This is a genomic window from Rossellomorea sp. H136 (assembly GCF_056838065.1).
Genome location: NZ_CM166371.1, coordinates 1236441 through 1257697, shown reverse-complemented (window position 1 = coordinate 1257697; position 21257 = coordinate 1236441). Strand labels below are relative to the sequence as shown.

The window sequence follows — 21257 nt, the reverse complement described above, 5'->3', positions numbered from 1 at the left end:
ATATGCTACTACTATAGCATATCAGGGTTGAATCCAAATGAGAAAACACTTCAATTCAAGGACAAAAAAAAGCCCATTCCATCTGCTTTCTGCCAGACAAAATGGGCTTTTCTTATTCTACATTCCGTATTTCTCCCGATAAAAATCATGCTTCGGCTGAAACAACTCTTCATCAGATTGTCTGACGTCGGAGAAATGATCCACATTATAATGACCATTTAAAGCCTTGTTGTGGTGCTGGATAATTTGTTCAGCCTTTAACACGGATGAATCCTTCGTCGAGTGACCATCTGCTACCAAGGTTACGTCCAATCCATTAACCGTTGCATACCGAACAGCGGTGTCGATACAATATTCCGTTTGGCATCCCATGATTACGACATGTTCGACCTTTTTGTCTTTTAAAAAGCTTAGTAATGGCGTACTATAAAACGAATTGGTTGCTAATTTATCATACACAGCGGCATTGTCCGGAACATGGATATCCTTGTGAACCTGAAATCCATCACCTTCCCCGCCACCGACATCCTTATCCCGTATAAAGACGAGATGAGCACCCGCTTCGGTTGCCTTTTGGATGACCCGATTAATGTTTTCAATCAGCCTTTCTTTTTGAAATACGGCTTGTTCCCCTTCATTTCCTTCGATTAATTCCTGCTGGGCATCAATCACGAGCAATGCTTGGTTCAATAGAAAAACTCCTTTATCTCCATTTTTTTTCATCTATCTTTGAATAGTTTCGACTTATCAGTGAGAAAGTCCTCTTACACTCAAAAATAATGCAGGAAACCTTTTGGGCTTCCTGCATTAAGTTCATTCTTCATGTACCGCAATACGTTCTGTAAGCACGAGCAGATGGTTCAGGCAGTGTCGTGTACTCGCTCTGTTCCTTTGTGTACTGATAAGGATTTTTAAGAACCCCAAGCAAACGCTCCATAACCATGTAATCACCACTTTCCACCGCAGCTTCCAACGCTTCCTCTACACGGTGATTTCGAGGAATTACAGATGGATTGTGTTTTCGCATTAACTGATGAGTTGCTTCTTTCGATTCTTCTTGCCTGTTAAGTCTTTCTTCCCAGCGTTCTTTCCATTGAAGAAATTCCGGATTTTTAAACAAATCGGATTCTTCTTCATTTGTTAATGAACGGAACGTATTCGTAAAGTCAGCACGATTCTCTTTCATAAAACCGAGCAGGTCGTGGGCAAGGGATTCGTCCCCTTCTTCCTCGTTGAAAATACCGAGTTTCCCTCTCATTCCTTCGAGCCAGTGAGCTTCATACAGTTTAGGAAATTCCATCACAGCTTCCTGAGCAAGCTTCAGTGACTCTTCCTGTTCATTGTGAAGAATCGGCAAAAGACTTTCAGCAAATCGGGCAAGGTTCCAACCGGCAATTTGAGGCTGATTTCCATAGGCATAACGCCCTCCGGTATCAATGGAGCTGAATACCGTTGCCGGGTCATACGTATCCATAAAAGCGCATGGTCCATAATCAATGGTTTCTCCGCTGATCGTCATGTTGTCCGTGTTCATGACTCCATGAATAAACCCAACCATTTGCCACTTGGCAATGAGTACAGCCTGGCGCTTGATTACTTCCTGAAGCAGGTAAAGATAACGGTTCGGTGCTTTAATACCTTCCGGGTAGTGACGCTCCACCGCATAATCAGCCAATGCGCGGAGATCATCTACCGTTCCAAATTTTGAAGCAAACTGAAAAGTACCGACGCGAAGATGACTTGCCGCTACTCGGGTCAGGATCGCACCCTGCTGTTCTGTTTCCCGATAAATCGTCTCACCGGTTGTCACCACTGCCAAGCTTCGGGTAGTCGGAATCCCAAGTCCATGCATGGCTTCACTGATGATGTGCTCCCTGAGCATCGGTCCAAGTCCTGCGCGACCGTCCCCACCTCGGGAATAAGGGGTTCTCCCTCCACCTTTGAGCTGGATATCAAAACGCTCACCTGATGGGGTGATCTGTTCACCGATCAGGACCGCACGACCATCTCCCAGCATATTAAAATATCCAAACTGATGCCCGGCATAGCTCTGAGCAAGAGGCTTAGCGTCTTCTGGTATTTCATTCCCGGAAAACAACGCTTCTCCCTTTTCTCCAAGCAATTCTTTGACGTTGAGTCCGAGCATTGTTGCTACCGAATCATTCAGAACGATCAGGGTCGGATCACTGACTGGAGTCGGTTCTTGCCTAGTAAAAAAAGATTCGGGCAAGTGTGTATAGCTATTTTCTATGTTCCATCCTTCGTTTCCCTTTGTCATAGTATCTCCTTCTTTTGAATTTGACTTATTTTCATCATAAATATTCTTCATTGTCACTTTCTCTCTACTATAGTTTACACATGATGTGGATTGTACACCAATAATACAAAAGGTGCCTGCCCTTGTGAGGGTCAGACACCTTTTGTAGTGGGACAAGAAACTTGTTGTTCACTCCGTCCCTATTATTTATTTAATGTCAAGGTCGCTACACACTCAACGTGCACCGTTTGAGGGAATAAGTCAACAGGTTGAACACCATCCAGAGTGTATCCGAATGGTTCAAGCTCCTTGATATCCGTCGCGAATGTATCCGGATTGCATGATACGTATACAATACGTTCCGGCTTGGCACGTCCGATACGTCTCATGACTTTCCCGCCTGCACCAGAGCGTGGAGGATCTAGCATCAATAACTGTGGATGACCGAAGCTCTCCAGCATTTGGTCAATTCCTTTTCGAGCATCCTTGGCAAGGAATGTCGCGTTTGAGATACCATTATCTTCCGCATTACGTTTAGCCGACTGAATCGAACTTTCCACGATTTCAATGCCGGCAAGTTCTCCGACTCTGCTTGCGAATGGAAGAGAAAACGTCCCCACTCCACAGAAGAGATCGATCATTTTTTCTGTTTTCTTCGGTTGTCCCATTTCAATCGCTAAGTCAACGAGCTTTTGAGCTTGTGTAGGATTCGTCTGGAAGAACGTATCAAACCAAAGACGGAAACGGTATCCATCCATTTCATCATAAATAAAGTCACGACCAGCTAAAAGATGAATTTCTTCTGCTTGCGTTCGATCTGCCCATGCCGTATTTTCAAGCCACAATAAGCTTTTGACCTGAGGAAATTTTTCACCTACGCGGGCAACTAAGTCGTCCACTGCTTCCTGATGATTTTCAGGCGCCTCAGTCCCAAACAGACCAAGCATCAGTTCACCCGTTACAAACGATTGACGAACCATTAAATGACGAAGTAACCCTTCGTGCTCGTCCTTGTTATACCCTTTTAATCCATGATCCTTCACCCAATCGGCGACTTCCATTGTCGCTTCCACCATTTCTTCACTTGCGATCAAGCAGGTTTCAAGGGAAATGACCTTACGGAAATTCCCTTGCTCATGCAGTCCAAGGGCACCTTCAGGAGAAAACGTAAATTCCATCTTATTGCGGTAACGCCACGGATTATCCATCCCCATCGTATCCCGTACCAGGTCAGGATTAAAGCCCTGCTCTTCCAACGCATGCTTCACATGATCCGTCTTCTGCTTTAACTGACCGTCATAATCCCAATGCTGCCATACACATCCACCACAGCGATCAAAGTGCGGACAAGGTGCAGGGATTCTCTCAGAGTGGGCTTCGACGATTTCATCCGGCATTGCCTTTCGTCTACGGCGATCAGGCTGATCCACCGTCACTTGCACCCTTTCCCCAGGTAGGGTTTGAGGAATCGTCAGCCTTAACTTCTTCGGATTGCCGAGCTCATTCTCCCGCCAGACCACAGCCTGCCCTGACCCTTTTTGATCCAAATCTTCTATTGTAACAACCATGGTTTCTGGTTTGATATTCGTCAATTTCTGGTCCTCCTTGAAAACTTCTGTCTAACTTTATACTTTATTAAAAATGGAGGTTGAATGCAACAAGGATCTGTCCCTCCGTCTCTAAAACCAGGACTTAACCAGGACTTGTACAGCTTCTACCAGTTGTTTCTCTGTTAGACTCGCAAATCCCAATAGCACGGTGGCATGATCACTGCTTCCATAGACAGAGACTGGATATACATTTACACCATAAGCCCTTGCTGTTTGAATGAGTTCCGTTTCCGTCAAGCCATTATGGGGACTGAGAAGGATATGAAGTCCGGAATCCTCTCCTATGATTTCAACCTGCTTCGGGAAAAAGGTGGATATGGCCGTGACGAGTGCATCTCTCTTTTTCCTATAGGTCACCCTCATCTTTTGAATATGTTTCCCCCAGTGCCCCTGCTTCAAGAACGCAATGAGAATTTCCTGTTCAAGCCTTGAAACAGTCTGGGTATAAAAAAAGTACTCTCTTTTGTATTTCTCAATTAAAGGGAGAGGCAAAACCATATAACTCACTCGCATGGAAGGCATTAACGCCTTCGAGAAGGTACTCATATAAATCACTTTTTGATGGCTATCAAGACCTTGCAAGGCAGGGATTGGTTTACCTGTGTAACGAAATTCACTATCATAATCGTCTTCCACGATATATCGGTCTTCCTTTGCCCGAGCCCACTTCAATAACTGCATTCTTCTCGATATGGACAAAATGCTTCCGGATGGAAATTGGTGAGATGGAGTAACAATGGCGACATTCGCCTTACTTTCCTCTAACCGGGACAGGATCATTCCCTCATGATCGAGAGGAATCATCTCCACCTGATCCACCCTCTTCTCAAAGGTAAGGAGCTGACGATGATAGCCCGGGTCCTCCACGGCATACGTACTTTCCTGCAGTAGTTGAAACACAATTCTGAGTAACTGTTGCGTACCGGACCCAATGATGATTTGACTGGGTGAACAGCGTACCCCCCTCGACTCGTACATATACTTTACGATTTCTTTACGCAGATTCCATTCTCCTTGAGGATGCCCCAGCATAAGAAATCCGTCATTATCCTCCCTCACCACCTCATTCGCCAGTTTCCGGTACAAGGCAAATGGAAAGGAGGTTGAATCAACACCTGTATAAGCAAAATCGTAGTGATATTGGATATTTCGATATGGTTTCTCCTCCACAAAAGGCAGGCTTCCATCTATGTCATACTGACTTTGTTCCATTTTACAAACAAAGAAACCTTTTCTTGGAAGAGACTCTATATACCCTTCTGCGACAAGTTGCTCATAAGCCGTTTCTATGGTGCTTTGGCTAATTTGCAAGTGTTGTGCCAGCTTACGTTTAGATGGCAGTCTCGTCCCTTGTGAAAGCATTCCTGAAGTGATTTCATGCTTAATCGATTCATACAGCTGCACATATAAAGGTTCCTTTTTATTGATATCAAGCTTTGGTGTTAACTCTACCACTTCATCTGACCCCCTACATTTCATTAAATCTGACTCTATCAACCATATCAGTTTGATTTTATACTACTCCTATATTCATCAACATTTCAATTTTTAATCAACAAGGAGGAACATAAATATGAAATCAAAACGTACAATCGGATTAATCATGATTATAAGCGGGGCCGCTCTTTGGGGGCTTTCAGGACCGATGCTTCAATGGCTTTTTCATAATTCAGGTCTTACACCTGTAAACTTCCTGTTCATCCGGCTTCTATTAGCCGGTGCCTTTATCTTAAGCTACCTCTATATCAAAAACAGAAACGTATTCACCATTTGGAAACATCCGAAAGATTGGTTGAATCTGTTACTCTTTGGTGTACTCGGAATGCTCGGTGCTCAATTTGCTTTCATCGAAGCACTCCATGTAAGCAACGCCGTGACAGCCATGCTGTTCCAGTTCTTTGGACCAGTATTGATCACCATCTATGTCGCTTTCCAAAATAAGAAGCTCCCGTCCTTGATTCAATTCCTGGCTGTACTGGCAGCGTTGATTGGACTTTTTTTCATGATGACAAACGGGTCGGTCGAAGAAGTTCTTTTATCCAGAGAAGCAATTGTCTTTGGAATCCTTACGATGCTGGGCTTTACATTCTATACCCTTCATCCCACATCGCTGATCAATAAATGGGGGACCATCTACATCGTAGGTTGGGGTATGTTGATTGGAGGATTGTTTCTTTTCCTCTCGAATGAAAGGTTGAGTATGGGCAAAATGACAGAGCTATTATCAGTAAAATCGTTTATCATGATGATCTCCATCATTACTATAGGAACTCTATCCTTCTTACTATACATCGGAAGCCTAAACTACCTGTCCCCTACCGAAACAAGCATACTTGCAAGTATCGAGCCCCTTGTTGCGGTCATTCTATCGATTACCTGGCTGAAGGAATCATTCGGTTCCTATCAGTTGATTGGTGGAATACTCATTATCCTGTCAGTCATCTTTCTTTCACTTCCGTCAAAGAAGGAAAAGACGTATGTACAAGAGAACATTGTATAGAGTGACAAAATATGAACAAGCGATAGAATATGATAATGAATAAAAAAGAGGGATGTGAAGTCTGTGCTGACATTTATTCTGATCGTATTCATGATGTTTCTGATCCCGGGTCCCGCCGTTTTTATTACGATTTCCCAAACAATGAAAGGTGGAAGGAAAAGTGGACTCCTTACTGCTCTGGGAATCGCGGCTGGCGACTTGATCCATACCCTTGCAGCGGTGGTGGGACTATCCGCCATCTTGATGACATCGGCCCTTGCTTTCGAAATGGTGAAATACGTGGGTGCAGCTTATTTAATATATTTGGGCATTAAGACATTCACCCAGAATAAAAGTAAGACAGTAAAGCCCATTGAGAAACGGCGGATGGCCAACCTTTCCTTTCGCCAGGCATTGGTCATCGAACTGCTGAACCCAAAGACAGCCCTATTCTTTCTGGCTTTTTTACCACAGTTTATACAAAGGGATGGCCTACCCGTCAATATGCAATTATTGATTCTGGGATTGACCTTTGTCCTGATGAGCATCCTGTATACTTCTTCTCTCGTATTTCTATCCACAGCCATTGGAGAAGCATTCTTCCTCAATAAAAAAAACAAAACAAATTGGCTGGGGAAAGGAATCGGAATTGTGTACATAAGCCTCGGATTGAAACTGGCCTTCCAATCACGAGGGTCCTAGGGACAGGACAAAATGTGCCTTATCCCTGTTATGTTGATATCCTTCAACATGTAAGGATCAAGGCGCACTTTTTTCCGGATCGTTAATGGGGACAGAGAACATATCCCCCGCCCCATTGTGGACTTGTTAATAGGCTTTGTAACGTCCGAATTCTCCTGTTATATAAGCTCTTCTGCCGTTGTAGATGACTTCCCAGTAGCCCGAACCGCTGTTTTTACCTTTAAGGGATCCTGTGATGGGAATCGTCATGCCCTTTGCGATGGTACCCAAGTCCTTTGATGTCAACCGGTCAGGGCGATCCTGTATGATGGCGGCATTCGCCACCCCCACGACTGTGATTTCCCCGATGGCGACAGGTCCTGATGAAGGCGGCGGTGAGGACCCTCCGGTAGATTGACCGATTCCTTCCACCTTCACAAACTTCGGGGCTGCTGTTACATAATACACATGTCCCCTTGAGTTCTTGACCTCATACATATAAGCACCTTCCACCTTAAGCTTCCGTATAATCTCTGGAAACCCATATCCGTACTTCAGAGTGCCTGCACGGTAGGTATCACGGAAGGTCGGCTTACTGTAAAAGTCCAGTCCTTCAGCACCTCTATATATGCTCTCCACCCGTTTCCCGATAACATCCTTGCTTGTCCCAGCTTCAGGAGGTACCACAACGCTTCCTGCAGCCACGTAAGGAACTCCGAAAAAATCACATATCCCACGAGCCTGCTCCCTTGCCGATTCCCTTTGAAATTCTTCATTGATCATGAGCAGGGCTTCTCTCTCATTATCCATAAATCCATTCTCCACAAGCACCGCAGGCCCATTGAACTCCCTTGTCATATGAAGATTCTGCTCAATGATCCCGCGATATACCTGCCTGGTACCCTGTTGCAAGTACTTCGCTATGCTTTCAGCGAGCCTTCTATCCTGGGCATCATTGAAATATATATGAAGGGAATGCCCTTCAGCATCTTTTCCCGGACCATCGAATTTTCCATCAAAGGCATTAAAGTGGTTGGAAACCAAGGCATTGGCTCTCTTAGAATTGGCTAAGTCCGTACGTGACTTTAATGGTGTATCCTCATCAGTCGGAGCAGTCAGTATAGTCCTGAATCCACATCTCTCTAATTCAACTTTCAAAAAGAAAGTCACTTTCTCATTAAACTCATTTTCACGGATCTGTCTGCCAAGCGACTGGATATAAGGTGTACGCTTTCCGGCTGTTCCGATACCATGACCATCATCTAAAGCTATTAAAAAATCACTAGCTTTTACCATTTAATCTATCACCCCTTCTACTAGTAAAATATTCACAGCTTGTACAAATGGTCACGGCCGTATAAAAAAACATCAGTCACTACCTGTAGATGGAAATTTATAGATATTTACAGTGAACAGAATACGTACTCCCTTTATTTCCACATACAACAAAAAATGTCGACTCCAATAATGGAATCGACACCTTTTTTCATATACAACGAAACAGGACTTCTAAACTGTCCCAGTCCTACTTACTTCGCTTCCAATCGACTGATCCGATCATCCAGATCAGGGTGAGTCGAGAAGATCGCTGATTTTCGTCTACCGTTGATTTTCAATGTAGAGATGGCTGTGTCATCTTCACCCTTCATACGACTTGAGTATGCTTTTAACATTTGCAGGGCGTGGACCATTTTATCCTTACCGGCAAGGTCCGCTCCACCACGGTCAGCGTGGTACTCACGATGACGGGAATAAGCAAAGACGACTAAACTTCCCAAGATTGAGAAAACGATCTGGAATACAATCACAGCAATGAAATGCACGATTGGTGCCATTTCTTCCCTTGCAAATCGGGACGCAATCCATGCGGCGATTCGTGCAAGGAAAACGACAAAGGTGTTGACTACACCTTGCAGTAAGGTCATCGTCACCATATCCCCGTTCGCAACGTGGGCCACTTCATGGGCAATGACACCTTCAACCGCGTCATCATCCATTTCACGAAGTAATCCTGTCGAAACGGCAACGAGTGATCGTTTCTTCGAAGGACCAGTCGCGAAGGCATTCACTTCAGGAGAATGATAGATTCCCACCTCAGGCATATGCACTAAACCAGCCGCTCTTGATAGACGGTGGACTTTCTCGACAACAGCACGTTCCTCAGAAGATAGAGCTCCATCCGGCTTCAATACTTGTACACCCATCATTCTCTTCGCCATCCACCGTGACATGGCCAATGAAATGAATGATCCGGAAAAACCGATGATCGCACTGAATATTAATAATGCACCGAAATCAATTCCGCCTGAGGCAGTGATGTAGTTCCCTGCGCCCGTAACGGAAAAAATGATACTAATCGTCAATAATACTAAAACGTTCGTTAAAAGGAAATAAAATATACGTTTCCCCATCTTGTCTCCTCACTCTCATTTCAAGTTCATATGAACCTGTATCTAAAATTATTATACGCCCTTTTTAGGGAAAATACAAGTAAAAGGTGAAATTGACGAGACCCCACTGAACCAGTAGTATAGAAGAAGATATTGTAAAAGAGACGGGGTAATCATGATGAGAACGTTTATACTGACACGTAAAAATATGGCCGACCTGCTGCTATCTCTGAGCGGCATAAACAGCAGGTCCCCAATTAAGGTGCTTCAGGATGCGTGGATGAATCTACATAAAGAAAACGACCTCCCTCCCATCATTCAAAAAATCCTCAAACCAGCAAAAGGAGAAACCGGATTTTCACTCAATGAGATCGTCTCCCTGGGAAATCTGATCGAATTCACCAACTTCCCCCAAAGCACTGTCCAGAACTGGGTGAAGCGTGATGTGAAAGGATTGATCGGTTCCCCGCAGCTGGGAAAAAAATATACCATCGAACAAGCCGCCATGCTGTTCATCGTCGAAGACCTCAAAGCTACCTTGGATTTCGAATCCATCCGGAAGATCTTGGTCCTGGTGTTCAACAACATAGAAGACCGTACGGATGACATCGTCAATCCCACAGATCTTTACCTTGCCTATGCATCGGTCTTTGACCAGATCCACCATCAATCACTGCCGACGATGAAGTCTTCCGCTTCAGGTTCTGTCAATGAATTAATCGATCAATTTATTCATCAAGAATGTATAACCATGCTATCCTCCTTAAACGGGATCAAGGAAGAGAATCTAAAAATTGTCCTAAATGTCCTTATCATATCCGTGCTAACGGTACAGGCAGGATATTATCAGGCAGCTACGAAGAAATATGTGACGGATGCATTATCTTAACATTTTAGAGGGACGGACCTTCATTTTTGCAAATGAAGGCCCGTCCCTCTTGATTCTTTTTTCAAAATGTTAGGTCCGTCCCTCTATTGATTGAGATAAAGAGAGTTCACTCTGTCAGTTAGGATTTCTACTCTGATCTCTTCCAGTAAATAAAAAACACATATAACATTCCTAACAAAAGATATGAATTGAAAAAGGAAAACATCTGATTAATGAACCATACTTCTATCCCATTCGTGATGATGGACGGGTTGAAGTAGAAGAACCTTCGTTGGAGGAAATATTCTTGGAGGTAAATCAACGATTTCTAATAATTAATAGGAATAGAAGAAGATGCCTTAAAATGAATGAGGCATCTTCTTCATATAATACTATCTCAATCCATAAGCCTTAATAATTTCTTGCGTGATCTTATTTCCTTCATCATCCCAAGCACTTGCCTTCAATGAAACATTCGTTGCGTTCTTAGGATTCTTGATTGTGACGTTAAATATGTCTCCGTCACGGTTAAGCTTCACTTTCTTCCATGACTTCCCTTCGTTGAAGGACACCTCTAAGGTAGCACCCTCCACGTTTCCGTAGCCGATCGCATCTTCTACTTTGCCCACTGATAATTCAAGGTTAGTCGGACGGTTGGCTAAAGCATCTCCGTTGACGTCTGTATCCACTTCGTAGTCAAGTGTCAGGAATGGAAGGTTATATTCCCACTCCTCTGATGCTTCTGTCCAGAAAGTCCATTCCGTATGCGTGCGAGTAGATGTATTCCAGCGTTCTTCATCACGTCTAGCTTCAGTAACGAATCTCAACTGGGTGCGTTCCTCTGGTGCAATTCCGAAAGCGTAAATCGCCTGGCCTTTTCCTTCTTTCAGTAATGTATCTCCCTGGTACAATTGGGATGTCTGATTTTGGACAGATACATCATATCCAGTACCACCTGTATTCCCTTTTCCAGCATCTGCCCAAGCAGGGACATTGATTTGGAGAGAATCCCCTTGTCTTTTAGGACCCCAGTAGCCTTGTCCAAGACTTGGTCGGACGACCGGTGAGAACCAGTTCTCTGTGATTTTTTGTCCTTTTGTATACGTAACGAGTGGTTGACGGATTTCCCACGTTGCATCAAGTACATTTGCCTGGTGATACCAGCCTGTACCTTCTACAGCCGATACATATTCAGTACGGGCACTCGGCATTGAAAGTCTTTGAAGGAAACCTACAGCACCCATTGTATGTGGACGAAGGTCATATCGGAATTCTCCCCCATCCGTTTCAATATGTGAATTGTAGCGCGTATCTACTTTCGCTAAATCCTTGCCCTTTGGTGCATAAGTCAAGTCCTTCGGGATGGATCCTTCATGGACATCCATCAGGTCATACACGTATGGAGAATCAGTATTCCCTTCCACCTTCAGCTTTATATTCCCTGAACGGACCGCCTTTACAAGCTTATCTCCTTCTTTTTTGCTGATGGCAGCAACAGCTAGTGGATTGTCTGTATATTCCGGAGTTCCTGCATATACGCTGAATTCTTTATCTTCATTATTCACAACGATAACCAGCTTCGCTCCTGCAGCTGCGGCATTTGTTGCTTGTTGTGAAACGCTCACCTCTGCATTTCGATCCACTACGACGGCCTTTCCTTTTGCCTTCAATCGATCAAAGTCTGCAGCACTTCCTTTTCCGGCATACACGGTGGACAGATTGTACTTTCCATCTAATAAGGTGCTTCCGGCTAACGGGATATCATCCAATTCTTTTCCTTTAAAGTTTATTGTCAGCAGTGGTTTTGCCAGACGCCAACGAGTGAGCTGCTCAAAATATCCAGTCTTCACCTCTTTGGTTGGAACAGCATACATCTTATCAATCCATACCGGCATTAAATATAAACTCGTCATTGGCATGTCACCGATGGTTTGATGGTACTCCATACGTCGATAATTCGCTTCTACTTTCTTTGGTACCTCTACTTTGATTTCCTTCGCTTTTCGTGCATCAAGCTCGACGGTTTTAGGACCGTTCAGCTTCACTTCTGGATTTCCAACAAGGGCAACTCCGGCGTGATCCGTGTCCACATCGACATCCATAAGTGTCATGGCGGAATACGTACCAGGCGGCAAACGAAGCTCTAATGAACCATCGACAGCGAAAACTTCAGGCTCCATTTTTTCACTGAACAGTACTACATAAGCCTGTCCTTTCGATCCGTCACGATCGGTTGCATTTAATGTAAGAGGATATCTTTCCTCTTCCTTGACCATTGCCATCGTCGTGCGTACGAGTTCTGTTCCGTCCTTTTTGGCTGTCAGGAATCCTTGGTAGCGGGACCCTGTTTCACCAAGTGTGGAATCGAGTGTTACATTCACGTCCACCGTTCCTCTTGCCGGTACCGTAACAGTTTGATTTGAGACTGTCAGCATGCCGTTTGGTGCCTCTTCTCCCTCAGCATTTGTAAAGCTTGATTCCAATTCAAGAGTGATTTCTTCCTCACTATCATTTGTATAGGTCACTACCTTTTCTACTGGAGCTGCTTGATCATGTGGCCATTTAAAGAATCCGAATGAGACCGATCCTGTTGCTCTAACCTGTGAATCGAGGGCAGCTGCAATGTCCACCCGGCCTGTACCCACATGATAAGGTTGGTAACCATCAAGCTTCTTAGTCGTATTCATCAGAGCTTGTTTTAATGTAGTGCCATCCCAGTCAGGATGCTTTTCGGCTAAAATGGCAGCTGCACCCGCAACATGAGGGGTCGCCATAGATGTACCATCTAAACTTTTGTAATCTCCGGTTCCATCTGAATATTGGGAACGAGCTGCTACAATCCCTACACCAGGAGCGGATAAATCAGGTTTTAGCCCCATATCTCCATAGCGTGGACCTTTTGATGAGAAGTACGCCAGTTCATCCGCTTTATCCACTGCTCCAACCGTCAAGGCTGAATCTGCAGTTCCAGGAGAACCAATCGTACCTTCGCCGCCTCTGTTGCCAGCCGCAATGACGAATAAAGTTCCATTTTCATCCGTCAGTCTATTCACCGCTTCTGCCATCGGATCTGTTCCATCACTCGGCATATCGCTTCCAAGACTCATATTGACGATTTTAGCATTCTCAGAAGCCCATTCCATTCCGTCGATGATCCAGGAATCCTGCCCGTATCCTTGATCACTCAATACCTTTCCAACTAGTAATCGGGCCTCGGGAGCGACACCTTTATGTTTTCCATCTCCTGCACCGGTTCCAAGAACGGTGGAAGCAACATGGGTTCCATGACCATTGACGTCCTTCACTTCTTCACCAGGTACGAAGCTTACAGCATCATCAATTTGACCTGCTATATCTGGATGCTCCGAGTCGATTCCAGTATCAAGTACGGCAACCTTGACTCCCTCTCCTGTAAAACCTTGTTCCCAAGCGGTATCCGCTTCAATTTGCGGCACACTTTGATCGAGAGCTGCTTCTACACGTCCATCCAGCCATATTTTATCAACACCGTGTTCAAATAGGGGTGCTTTCTCTATTTCTTTACTCTCACTTTGAACGGTGACGTCCTTCCAGAATGTTTCTGCGTGCTTTTTCTCTGCAGAAAGGGCCGCTCCATTAATACTTTCCAAGTCTCTCACTTTCTTCGATCCTTTTGGAGCTGGAACAGCTGAGAAAGCCCTTGCCTTTGTGTCTTGGTATTCTACGATGACCGGTACTGAAGATTGATTCTTGTCGTCATACCCATACTCGATCAATTTTGTAATATTAAATAAGTCTTCATCCAGTTTTCCTGCCGCCATATAAGGCATGGCAGAGTTAGGGAATACGAATGTTTCGTCTTTAATGGTCATGACCCTGACGCCTTCTCCATTCTTTTCGACAGGCTCCACATTGATGATTTGTTTGCCGTTTTGTAGAGTCGACACCTTTACCACATCACCAGTGATAAGGGTGACGGTATGTTCCCCTTTGATTGCTTCATTCTTATCTACCTTTGACTCGAGTTCACTCCCATTGGAGGAGATACCAAGTGCATCTACCTGGAACATCGAACCTGAAATCATCGTCGCAGCAATCGATCCAACAAGAAGTGGTTTCACGTTGAGCTTTTTCATGAACATTCTCCTATTCTATTAAACTCATTTGTTAATTGATTCATTTATGAGTAGATTCTAGCTGAGGATAAAATAAAGAAGGTATGTAGTCCTAAAAATATTTAAGTAGACTACCAAGCTTAAGATTCGTCAGTGTCACCTCCTTATTTACATAGTCGTATGCTAATACGGGGATGCAAGCTTGTTTCTCTAGGAGTAATTTTATATGTCTGTGGTTAATTAAATTGTAAGTCTCAGCACAACCATTTCTCAATTGGGGTTATTTTGCGGGAGTAGAGAACTACTCTCAAAGCGACTCTTGGTTTCCATTCAACTTATTTATGAAAATAGATACATATTTGTCACTTTTCCTTACTAGATGTCAAGGGGTAAAATTGGATATACTGATACCATTACAATCTAAGGGAGCAGCCAACGTGAACGAGATTAACCTCAAAGAACTGAGAACGAACCTGAACCGCTTCATGCTTTCATATAAATTCGCCCTTGAAGAGGTCCGGACAAAGATCAATATCTTAAGAGAAGAATTCCAGGTCATCCATGAATACAATCCGATCGAACATATTTCGACCCGCCTAAAGTCCCCTGAAAGTATCCTGAAGAAGATGTCAAAGAAGGAAATGAAACCTTCCTTTGATCAGATGAAAGAAAAAATCCGGGATATTGCAGGCATACGCATCACCTGCTCGTTCATCGAGGATATCTATAAGGTGTCGGACTTGATTCAATCCCAACATGACATTACAGTGGTGGAAGTGAAGGACTATATCAAGACTCCGAAGCCCAATGGGTATCAAAGCCTTCACCTCATCGTGCAGATTCCGATTTTTTTGACGGATCGCGTGGAAGTCGTGTATGTGGAGATTCAGATCCGCACAATCGCCATGGATTTCTGGGCAAGTCTAGAGCATAAAATTTACTACAAATATAACAAACAGATTCCTGCTCATATCCAGAATGGGTTAAAGGAAGCCGCTGCACAGGCGGCTTTACTTGATCGCAAGATGGAACAGCTCAATCATGAAATCAATATATTAAAAAAAGAGGATGGAGAGGATTCGAGTATTATGACGCCGAATGAAGTTCATCATTTTCTGACGCAACTCTCAAAAGAGGAGGATTGACAATACAAAGAAGGGCTTGCATTCTTTAATTCATCGTCTTTGTAATTCGAACCTGGATCTTCAGACCGGGACAGAGGACCTATCCTTATGTTCCGACAGGTAGGTTCATCCATTACTTATAATACTTTCGGAAGAGGATTTATGAATATATATAATAGAAGGCTGCGTCTCATTAGACGCAGCCTTCTATTATATACAAATGTGTGTTTGAGTTATGGACTTTCAGGGCAGGAACTAGTACCCATTCAAATGTAGGAAGGGAAGACCTACCCTATTTATCGGTCATTCCGAACTAAATCTGCATACGATTCACGTTCGATCACGACCCGTGATTCCCCATCATGCACAAACACAACGGCCGGGCGGGGGATACGGTTATAATTGCTCGCCATCGAATACCCGTAGGCTCCTGTACTGAACACCGCAAGAATATCGCCGTAATTCGTCGGTGGCAGCATCAGGTCCCAGATCAGCATGTCACCGGATTCGCAGCATTTCCCTGCGATGCTCACTAGCTCCGTGCATTCCTCTTGTGGACGGTTGGCCAGGACCGCATGATATTTCGCCTGATACAAAGCCGGGCGGATATTATCTGTCATCCCTCCATCAATCGCGACATACGTACGCACATCCGGGATGATTTTCTTCGATCCCACTTTGTACAACGTCGTACCCGCCTCGGCCACCATGCTTCGGCCCGGCTCCACCCAAACTTCAGGGAGCGGATATTCATTCTTTGCAAAATAGGCCTTCACACTATCGGTAATAGATTTCACATAAGTTGGAATCGGCAGGGGCTGGTCTTCTTCCGTATACCGGACACCAAATCCTCCGCCTATATTCAGCACCGGCATCGTCACATCCAATTCGATACGGATCCGCTGCATGAAATCAGCCAACACCTGAATCGCCTGATCAAACCCTTCCCGTTCAAAAATCTGGGATCCGATATGGGAATGCAGACCAAGCAATGAGAAGTATGGCTTGCGAATAGCCAGTTGAATCGCCGTACTTGCCTGCCCGTTAAAAATGCTGAATCCGAATTTCGAATCCTCCTGTCCCGTCGTGATGTACTCGTGGGTGTGGGCTTCGACGCCTGGTGTGACCCTGATCAAGATCTGAACCCGTTGCTCACGTTCCTTCGACAGGTCATGGAGAAGTTCAAGTTCCAAGAAGCTATCGACGACAAAACAGCCGACCTCAGCCTCGAGAGCCATGAGCAGCTCCTCCTCCGACTTGTTGTTCCCGTGGAAATGAATCCGGGATGCCGGAAACCCCGCCTCCAGGGCCGTATACAATTCCCCTCCGGACACAACATCCAGAGATAAATTTTCCTGCTCAGCCAGTCGCACCATCTCTTTACATAAAAACGCTTTACTTGCATACGCCACCTGATACTTCAAACCACTTATATTGAAAGCATCCTTGAACAATCTCGCATTCCCGCGGATCATCCCTTCATCGTAGACCATTAAAGGCGTCCCATAGGCTTCCACCAACTCACCCGTGCTCATCCCTCCGATTTCAAGATCTCCATGAATATTCACATCAATTGTACTCATATCCTAACTCCTTTTGACTCTCTCTAAAAAACACAAAAAACCGTATGAAGCGATGCTCATACGGTTTATCATCAAAAGTTCCAGCACATGATGAAGACTATGTATTAACATCTCTTCAATAGTGCTCCACAACTTTTTCATTGTGACAGTCCAACATTTCTTCAATGCTGGCCCAACAAAAAATAGAATTGGCTATTTTCTGCTTCGGCGATCTGCCTTTCCCAACTTATCCCGGAATCCATTATTCTCAAAGAAGGTACTCATCATACTCGCGCCTCTATTATCAGAGAGTGATTTATTATTTTATTGGAATTACTATATCATTCTCTTAAAATGGTTGTCAATGGTTTTTCACCTCACCACATTGGACGAGCTGGAGGACATTTTTCCAAGATTCTTTTAATACATATACAAGGAAACTATCTGAGGAGGATACAGATGCCAAGTTATCAAGAAGCAGCTCGATTTGAACATGGTTTTTGGCTACAGGTGCTTGGAGATCATGCCCGGTTTATCCATGACTCCCTGGCTCCAAAAGAAAAAGAATCCATCACTGCCGCCAATGCTTTTAAGGAGGAGTGGGATCAACTGCTGGAACGTTCGAAGAAAAATCCCGATATTTCTTTAAGCAGACAGGCAGAAGAGGTCAGCCTCCGCTTCAGGAAATTCAAACTTGAACTGATTGCACGTCATTTAACAGGGGATATCAGAATGGGTCTCGGCCCCACATTCCTAAATCATATGGTGAATGAGCTCGAAGAATACCTCCGCGTCTTGAAGTACTTGACCAAAGGTGAAAAGCCGCCAATTTTCCACGAGCTCCACCACCATCTTCTTTGGCTGTTAGATGCGGCAGGGCATGCTGGAGCTATCTCCGACAACATGGACCGAGTTGAAAAACAAATCAAGAAGCAAAGTGATGAATTCACAACGGATTTTGAAGCCTTTTACTTAAAGGCCGTTGAAATGGCAGGATTCCTGAGAACAGAAGTGACCCACTTCCCTGCTCTCGAACGGTTCAATGACGATGTCAAACTTGAGATGAAGCTGTTTATGGGATTCTTGGATGAAATTGAAGAGATGGAATTAAGCAAGGCCGCACTCGGTACCTTCGCCGCTTTAATGGCCGATCATATGCTGAGGGAAGAATGCTATTACTTAACGAAACTCGCAGAAGCAACCAGCCAGCAAGGTCCGGACTGTGATCCTACAAAGCAGCGGCTTTAGTTCCTCAACCCTTTCATTAAAAAATCCCCGGATTCAAATTCCGGGGATTTTTCTTAATCCAGTTTTATTTCGAAAGGTTTCAATTTGACTGGCTTATCATTCATGCTTAATGTCTCAAATGGGACGATTAGTGAGTAGTCCTCAAGGTTCGCATCCTGTGGTAATGCATAAGTGGTTTGAAAACGGAGGGTATCCTTATCCACTGTTTTCGTTGTATCACTTCTGATCATATGATTCAACATCTCATTATAATCCAGTCCATCCTTGGCATTTCTTTTAACATCTTTTGATGGGATCAACTGAACGAATTGAGCGAAATTCTCTAAAATGTCATAATTGAATTGTTTTTCTTTGATGGCATCGATGGTGAAGTCCAGTGTCACCTTCCCTTTTACGTTTTTGATATCCTGTACAGTAACCTGATAACCAAAACGAGGGCTCTTCACCTGGAATGGAGGTGAATCCTTCAGTGAGATGATGCCGTCTTCATCTACGCACTCCATATCAGCCTGGACTTTCAGCGACTGTGCCTTAACACTGAGTTTATTAGTGAATAGCTCCCTGACAGTCTTTCGATAATCACCTTCAATTTCTTTGATGATATTAAGTGTCTCAGCACTGGACTTTGATAACCGGTTCCCTAAGTCATCGAACACAATCAGATTTAACGTATCCTTCTCAGACTCCACCGTATATGTATACTCCAGTGTAGTCGTAGCTTTTCCTTTAGTGATGGATGACACTTGCAGCTCAAACTTCCCATCCGGCGATTCTGTCCTTGCATCTGTTTGGATCGTTTCAGATGGAATCCTCTTAACCGGTACATCAAATGTCCAGGTCCCGTTCACATCAGCCATATGGGTGAAAGTTAACGGAAGGGTGAAGTTTTCCGGAGGTTCCTTCCCATCCCGGTAAAATTCGATCGAGCCTATGAACTCATCCCCGTCTTTTTTAAGACCCGAACTTCCCGATCCCCATTGATTCTGATCCTTGCCGTCGAAGAGGTGATAGCTGTAACCGCTCACTGGTCGGTTTCCTTCATCCATATGTTCAATGGATAAATTCTCACCTTTTGCTTTAAAGGTAACCCCGATTATGTTCCCGTCATAATACGTGCTTGTAATCGTCACATCCACATCGTTGGAAGTGGCAGCCTGATTGACTTCGGTGACTTTATCGCTTGAATAAAGTTCTTTTCCTACCTCGGATCCGACTTTTTCATAAATCCCGCCGAGTACGGGGAGTTTAGCCAGTGCACTGTTCACAGGCGAGAATAGGAAGCCTGAAACTAGAACCATGGAGGCTGCTGCCGTAGTGAAGGCTGCGCTTACCTTAACCGTTTTTTTTCTTGCCTTTTGCTTTCTTCCCTTTACAATTCCAGTTGAAATCGCCTGAAAAACATCATCTTTCGGTACTTCGATGTTATTCATTTCTCCCTCAAACCATTTTTTGTCCATACTGATTCACTCCTTCCAATAGCATTCTCAATTCCAGCTTTGCCCGGTGAAGATACGTCTTGACCGTCCCTTCAGGGGTACCCATCGTATCGGAAATCATCTTGATCGACTGACCCTGGAAATAAAATAAAATAATGACCGTTTGATATTGCTGATTCAAAGATGCCATAGCCGTAATCAAGTCGATCCGCCCTTCTACGTCCGATTCTTCTGAGACGAGCGCGGTATCGAGGAACTCATCCCCTGTCAGCACGAGCCGGTTTTGTTTCTTTAAGATGCTGTATGCCGTATGTATCAGGATCTTGATCAGCCAGGTGCTGAAATACTCCGGATTCTTCAACCGGGCTATCGAGGTGAATGCTTTACAAACCGTCTCCTGAACAACGTCCAGAGCATCCTCTTTATTTCTTACATATAGAAATGCCATCCTGTACAACTTCTCACTTTCTGAGTGGATCAGACTTTCAAATGCCTGTTCATTCCCCTTGGTTGCTTTTTTCACAAGATTTACATCCATTGATTAACCTCCTGTCATTCATTAGAGTCTGTTGGGGTGGGAAAAGTTTCAAAGAATTTTTTGTGTGGTGGGAAAGGGGGCTTCTACCATTTATTTCAAAAATACGCATAAATGATGGAAAGAGACGCATTTAATGTAAAATCGACGCAATTATCTTTGATAATGACGTAATTCTCCTCGAAAATGACGCAATCATGGATGATTCCGACGTAATTAAGTAGATGGGAAGGAGTCAGCCGGCACGAAGTTTGAATGAAAATGGTACCAAAGCCAAATAAAGATTGAATAAACCTTTTTTAATCTCCATCGTTAGGCTTTTTGTAAAAAAAGAAGCTTATCCCCATCGATAAGCTTCAATCTGTTCGTCCCGTGTAAATCATCACAAAATGCAGGACTGCTTCCGTTGATTCCATATTGATGTATCTGTGTCCTTTATCCGCATGGAATTTGATCGAGTCATACTGACCGAGTTCGAATACGTCATCCTGCACTTTCACACGTACCCTTCCTTCCATAACGGTGACAAATTCAACCACCCCGGGCTGGTGGGCATCGGCACTGTACTCACTGTCCGGTTTCAGGAAGGCTCTGTGGGTTTCCAACGAACCATAGCCTGAGGATGTGAACATCGGCTCCAGGGTCAAGGACTCATTGGCACTGATCACTTTGCTTCCTTCGTTCTTCCTGGAAATCTGGACTTCTTGTTTTTCAACGAGGAGGGCGGATATCGGGATTGCTAAACCATTCGCGATTTTCCAGATGATCGTCAACGATGGATTCGCTTCTCCCCTTTCGATCTTGCCCAGTGTCAAAGTACTGACATCGGTCATGGCTGCCATCTCCTGAAGGTTAAGGCCTCGCTCATGTCGTATATGTCTCAGTGTCATTCCGACATGGCGCGCCAATTTTTCCGGGTCCTGCCAAGTCAAACCGTCATTGTTCATATTCCTACCTCTTTCTATAGACAATG

At 44.3% G+C, this 21257-nt stretch carries 16 protein-coding genes and 1 riboswitch; of the genes, 5 read left to right on the top strand and 11 right to left on the bottom strand.

Annotated features, from left to right (window positions below; genetic code table 11):
* Positions 1-117: 117 nt before the first annotated feature.
* The 4 genes from ACYH0O_RS06305 to pdxR all read right to left on the bottom strand — a co-directional run bounded on the left by ACYH0O_RS06305 (position 118) and on the right by pdxR (position 5322).
* On the bottom strand, positions 118-690 hold the full coding sequence (locus tag ACYH0O_RS06305) for a cysteine hydrolase family protein (protein ID WP_482631647.1): 573 nt from the start codon (positions 688-690) through the stop codon (positions 118-120).
* A 130-nt stretch (positions 691-820) separates the two neighbouring features.
* Positions 821-2278: a protein adenylyltransferase SelO gene (locus ACYH0O_RS06300; protein ID WP_482632513.1), complete on the bottom strand. Its 1458-nt coding sequence runs from the start codon at positions 2276-2278 to the stop codon at positions 821-823.
* Positions 2279-2460: 182 nt separating this feature from the next.
* Positions 2461-3825, bottom strand: a complete 1365-nt coding sequence (gene rlmD / locus ACYH0O_RS06295; RefSeq protein WP_482632512.1) for a 23S rRNA (uracil(1939)-C(5))-methyltransferase RlmD — start codon at positions 3823-3825, stop codon at positions 2461-2463.
* Between the two features lie 111 nt (positions 3826-3936).
* Entirely contained in the window at positions 3937-5322 is a 1386-nt protein-coding gene (pdxR, locus tag ACYH0O_RS06290; protein WP_482631646.1) for a MocR-like pyridoxine biosynthesis transcription factor PdxR, read from the bottom strand.
* A 118-nt stretch (positions 5323-5440) separates the two neighbouring features.
* On the opposite strand from pdxR, the gene ACYH0O_RS06285 reads away from it, so the two are divergent.
* Positions 5441-6367, top strand: a complete 927-nt coding sequence (locus ACYH0O_RS06285) for a DMT family transporter (protein ID WP_482631645.1) — start codon at positions 5441-5443, stop codon at positions 6365-6367.
* Positions 6368-6430: 63 nt separating this feature from the next.
* Complete coding sequence (locus tag ACYH0O_RS06280; RefSeq protein WP_482631644.1) at positions 6431-7048, top strand: LysE family translocator; 618 nt, start codon at positions 6431-6433, stop codon at positions 7046-7048.
* 126 nt (positions 7049-7174) lie between these two features.
* Here the strand turns inward: ACYH0O_RS06280 and ACYH0O_RS06275 are convergent, their stop codons facing one another.
* Positions 7175-8323, bottom strand: coding sequence for an N-acetylmuramoyl-L-alanine amidase family protein (locus tag ACYH0O_RS06275; protein ID WP_482631643.1), 1149 nt, complete (start codon positions 8321-8323; stop codon positions 7175-7177).
* Between the two features lie 233 nt (positions 8324-8556).
* Entirely contained in the window at positions 8557-9438 is an 882-nt protein-coding gene (gene htpX, locus ACYH0O_RS06270; RefSeq protein WP_149157375.1) for a protease HtpX, read from the bottom strand.
* A 154-nt stretch (positions 9439-9592) separates the two neighbouring features.
* Here htpX and ACYH0O_RS06265 point away from each other — a divergent pair, with 154 nt between their 5' ends.
* Positions 9593-10306: a DUF1836 domain-containing protein gene (locus ACYH0O_RS06265; RefSeq protein ID WP_482631642.1), complete on the top strand. Its 714-nt coding sequence runs from the start codon at positions 9593-9595 to the stop codon at positions 10304-10306.
* Positions 10307-10677: 371 nt separating this feature from the next.
* Here ACYH0O_RS06265 and ACYH0O_RS06260 read toward each other — a convergent pair whose 3' ends face one another.
* Entirely contained in the window at positions 10678-14400 is a 3723-nt protein-coding gene (locus ACYH0O_RS06260) for a S8 family peptidase (protein WP_482631641.1), read from the bottom strand.
* Between the two features lie 374 nt (positions 14401-14774).
* On the opposite strand from ACYH0O_RS06260, the gene ACYH0O_RS06255 reads away from it, so the two are divergent.
* Positions 14775-15524 carry a GTP pyrophosphokinase gene (locus ACYH0O_RS06255; protein ID WP_482631640.1) on the top strand — a complete coding sequence of 250 codons (750 nt, stop codon included), beginning with the start codon at positions 14775-14777 and terminating at the stop codon, positions 15522-15524.
* A gap of 275 nt (positions 15525-15799) precedes the next feature.
* Here ACYH0O_RS06255 and lysA read toward each other — a convergent pair whose 3' ends face one another.
* Positions 15800-17086 (bottom strand): diaminopimelate decarboxylase, encoded by a 1287-nt coding sequence (lysA, locus tag ACYH0O_RS06250; RefSeq protein ID WP_482631639.1) that lies wholly within the window; start codon positions 17084-17086, stop codon positions 15800-15802.
* A gap of 111 nt (positions 17087-17197) precedes the next feature.
* Positions 17198-17374, bottom strand: a riboswitch (Lysine riboswitch).
* Positions 17375-17524: 150 nt separating this feature from the next.
* Here lysA and ACYH0O_RS06245 point away from each other — a divergent pair.
* The gene (locus ACYH0O_RS06245; protein ID WP_482631638.1) at positions 17525-18313 is read left to right on the top strand and encodes a DUF2935 domain-containing protein; all 789 of its coding nucleotides are present in this window, start codon (positions 17525-17527) and stop codon (positions 18311-18313) included.
* Between the two features lie 53 nt (positions 18314-18366).
* Here the strand turns inward: ACYH0O_RS06245 and ACYH0O_RS06240 are convergent, their stop codons facing one another.
* The 3 genes from ACYH0O_RS06240 to ACYH0O_RS06230 form a co-directional block, all read right to left on the bottom strand.
* Positions 18367-19770, bottom strand: a complete 1404-nt coding sequence (locus ACYH0O_RS06240) for a DUF4179 domain-containing protein (protein WP_482631637.1) — start codon at positions 19768-19770, stop codon at positions 18367-18369.
* Positions 19751-20287, bottom strand: a complete 537-nt coding sequence (locus ACYH0O_RS06235) for a sigma-70 family RNA polymerase sigma factor (protein WP_482631636.1) — start codon at positions 20285-20287, stop codon at positions 19751-19753. Before ACYH0O_RS06235 ends, ACYH0O_RS06240 begins: the two co-directional genes overlap by 20 nt.
* A 353-nt stretch (positions 20288-20640) precedes the next feature.
* Entirely contained in the window at positions 20641-21231 is a 591-nt protein-coding gene (locus ACYH0O_RS06230; protein WP_482631635.1) for a helix-turn-helix domain-containing protein, read from the bottom strand.
* Positions 21232-21257: the final 26 nt, after the last annotated feature.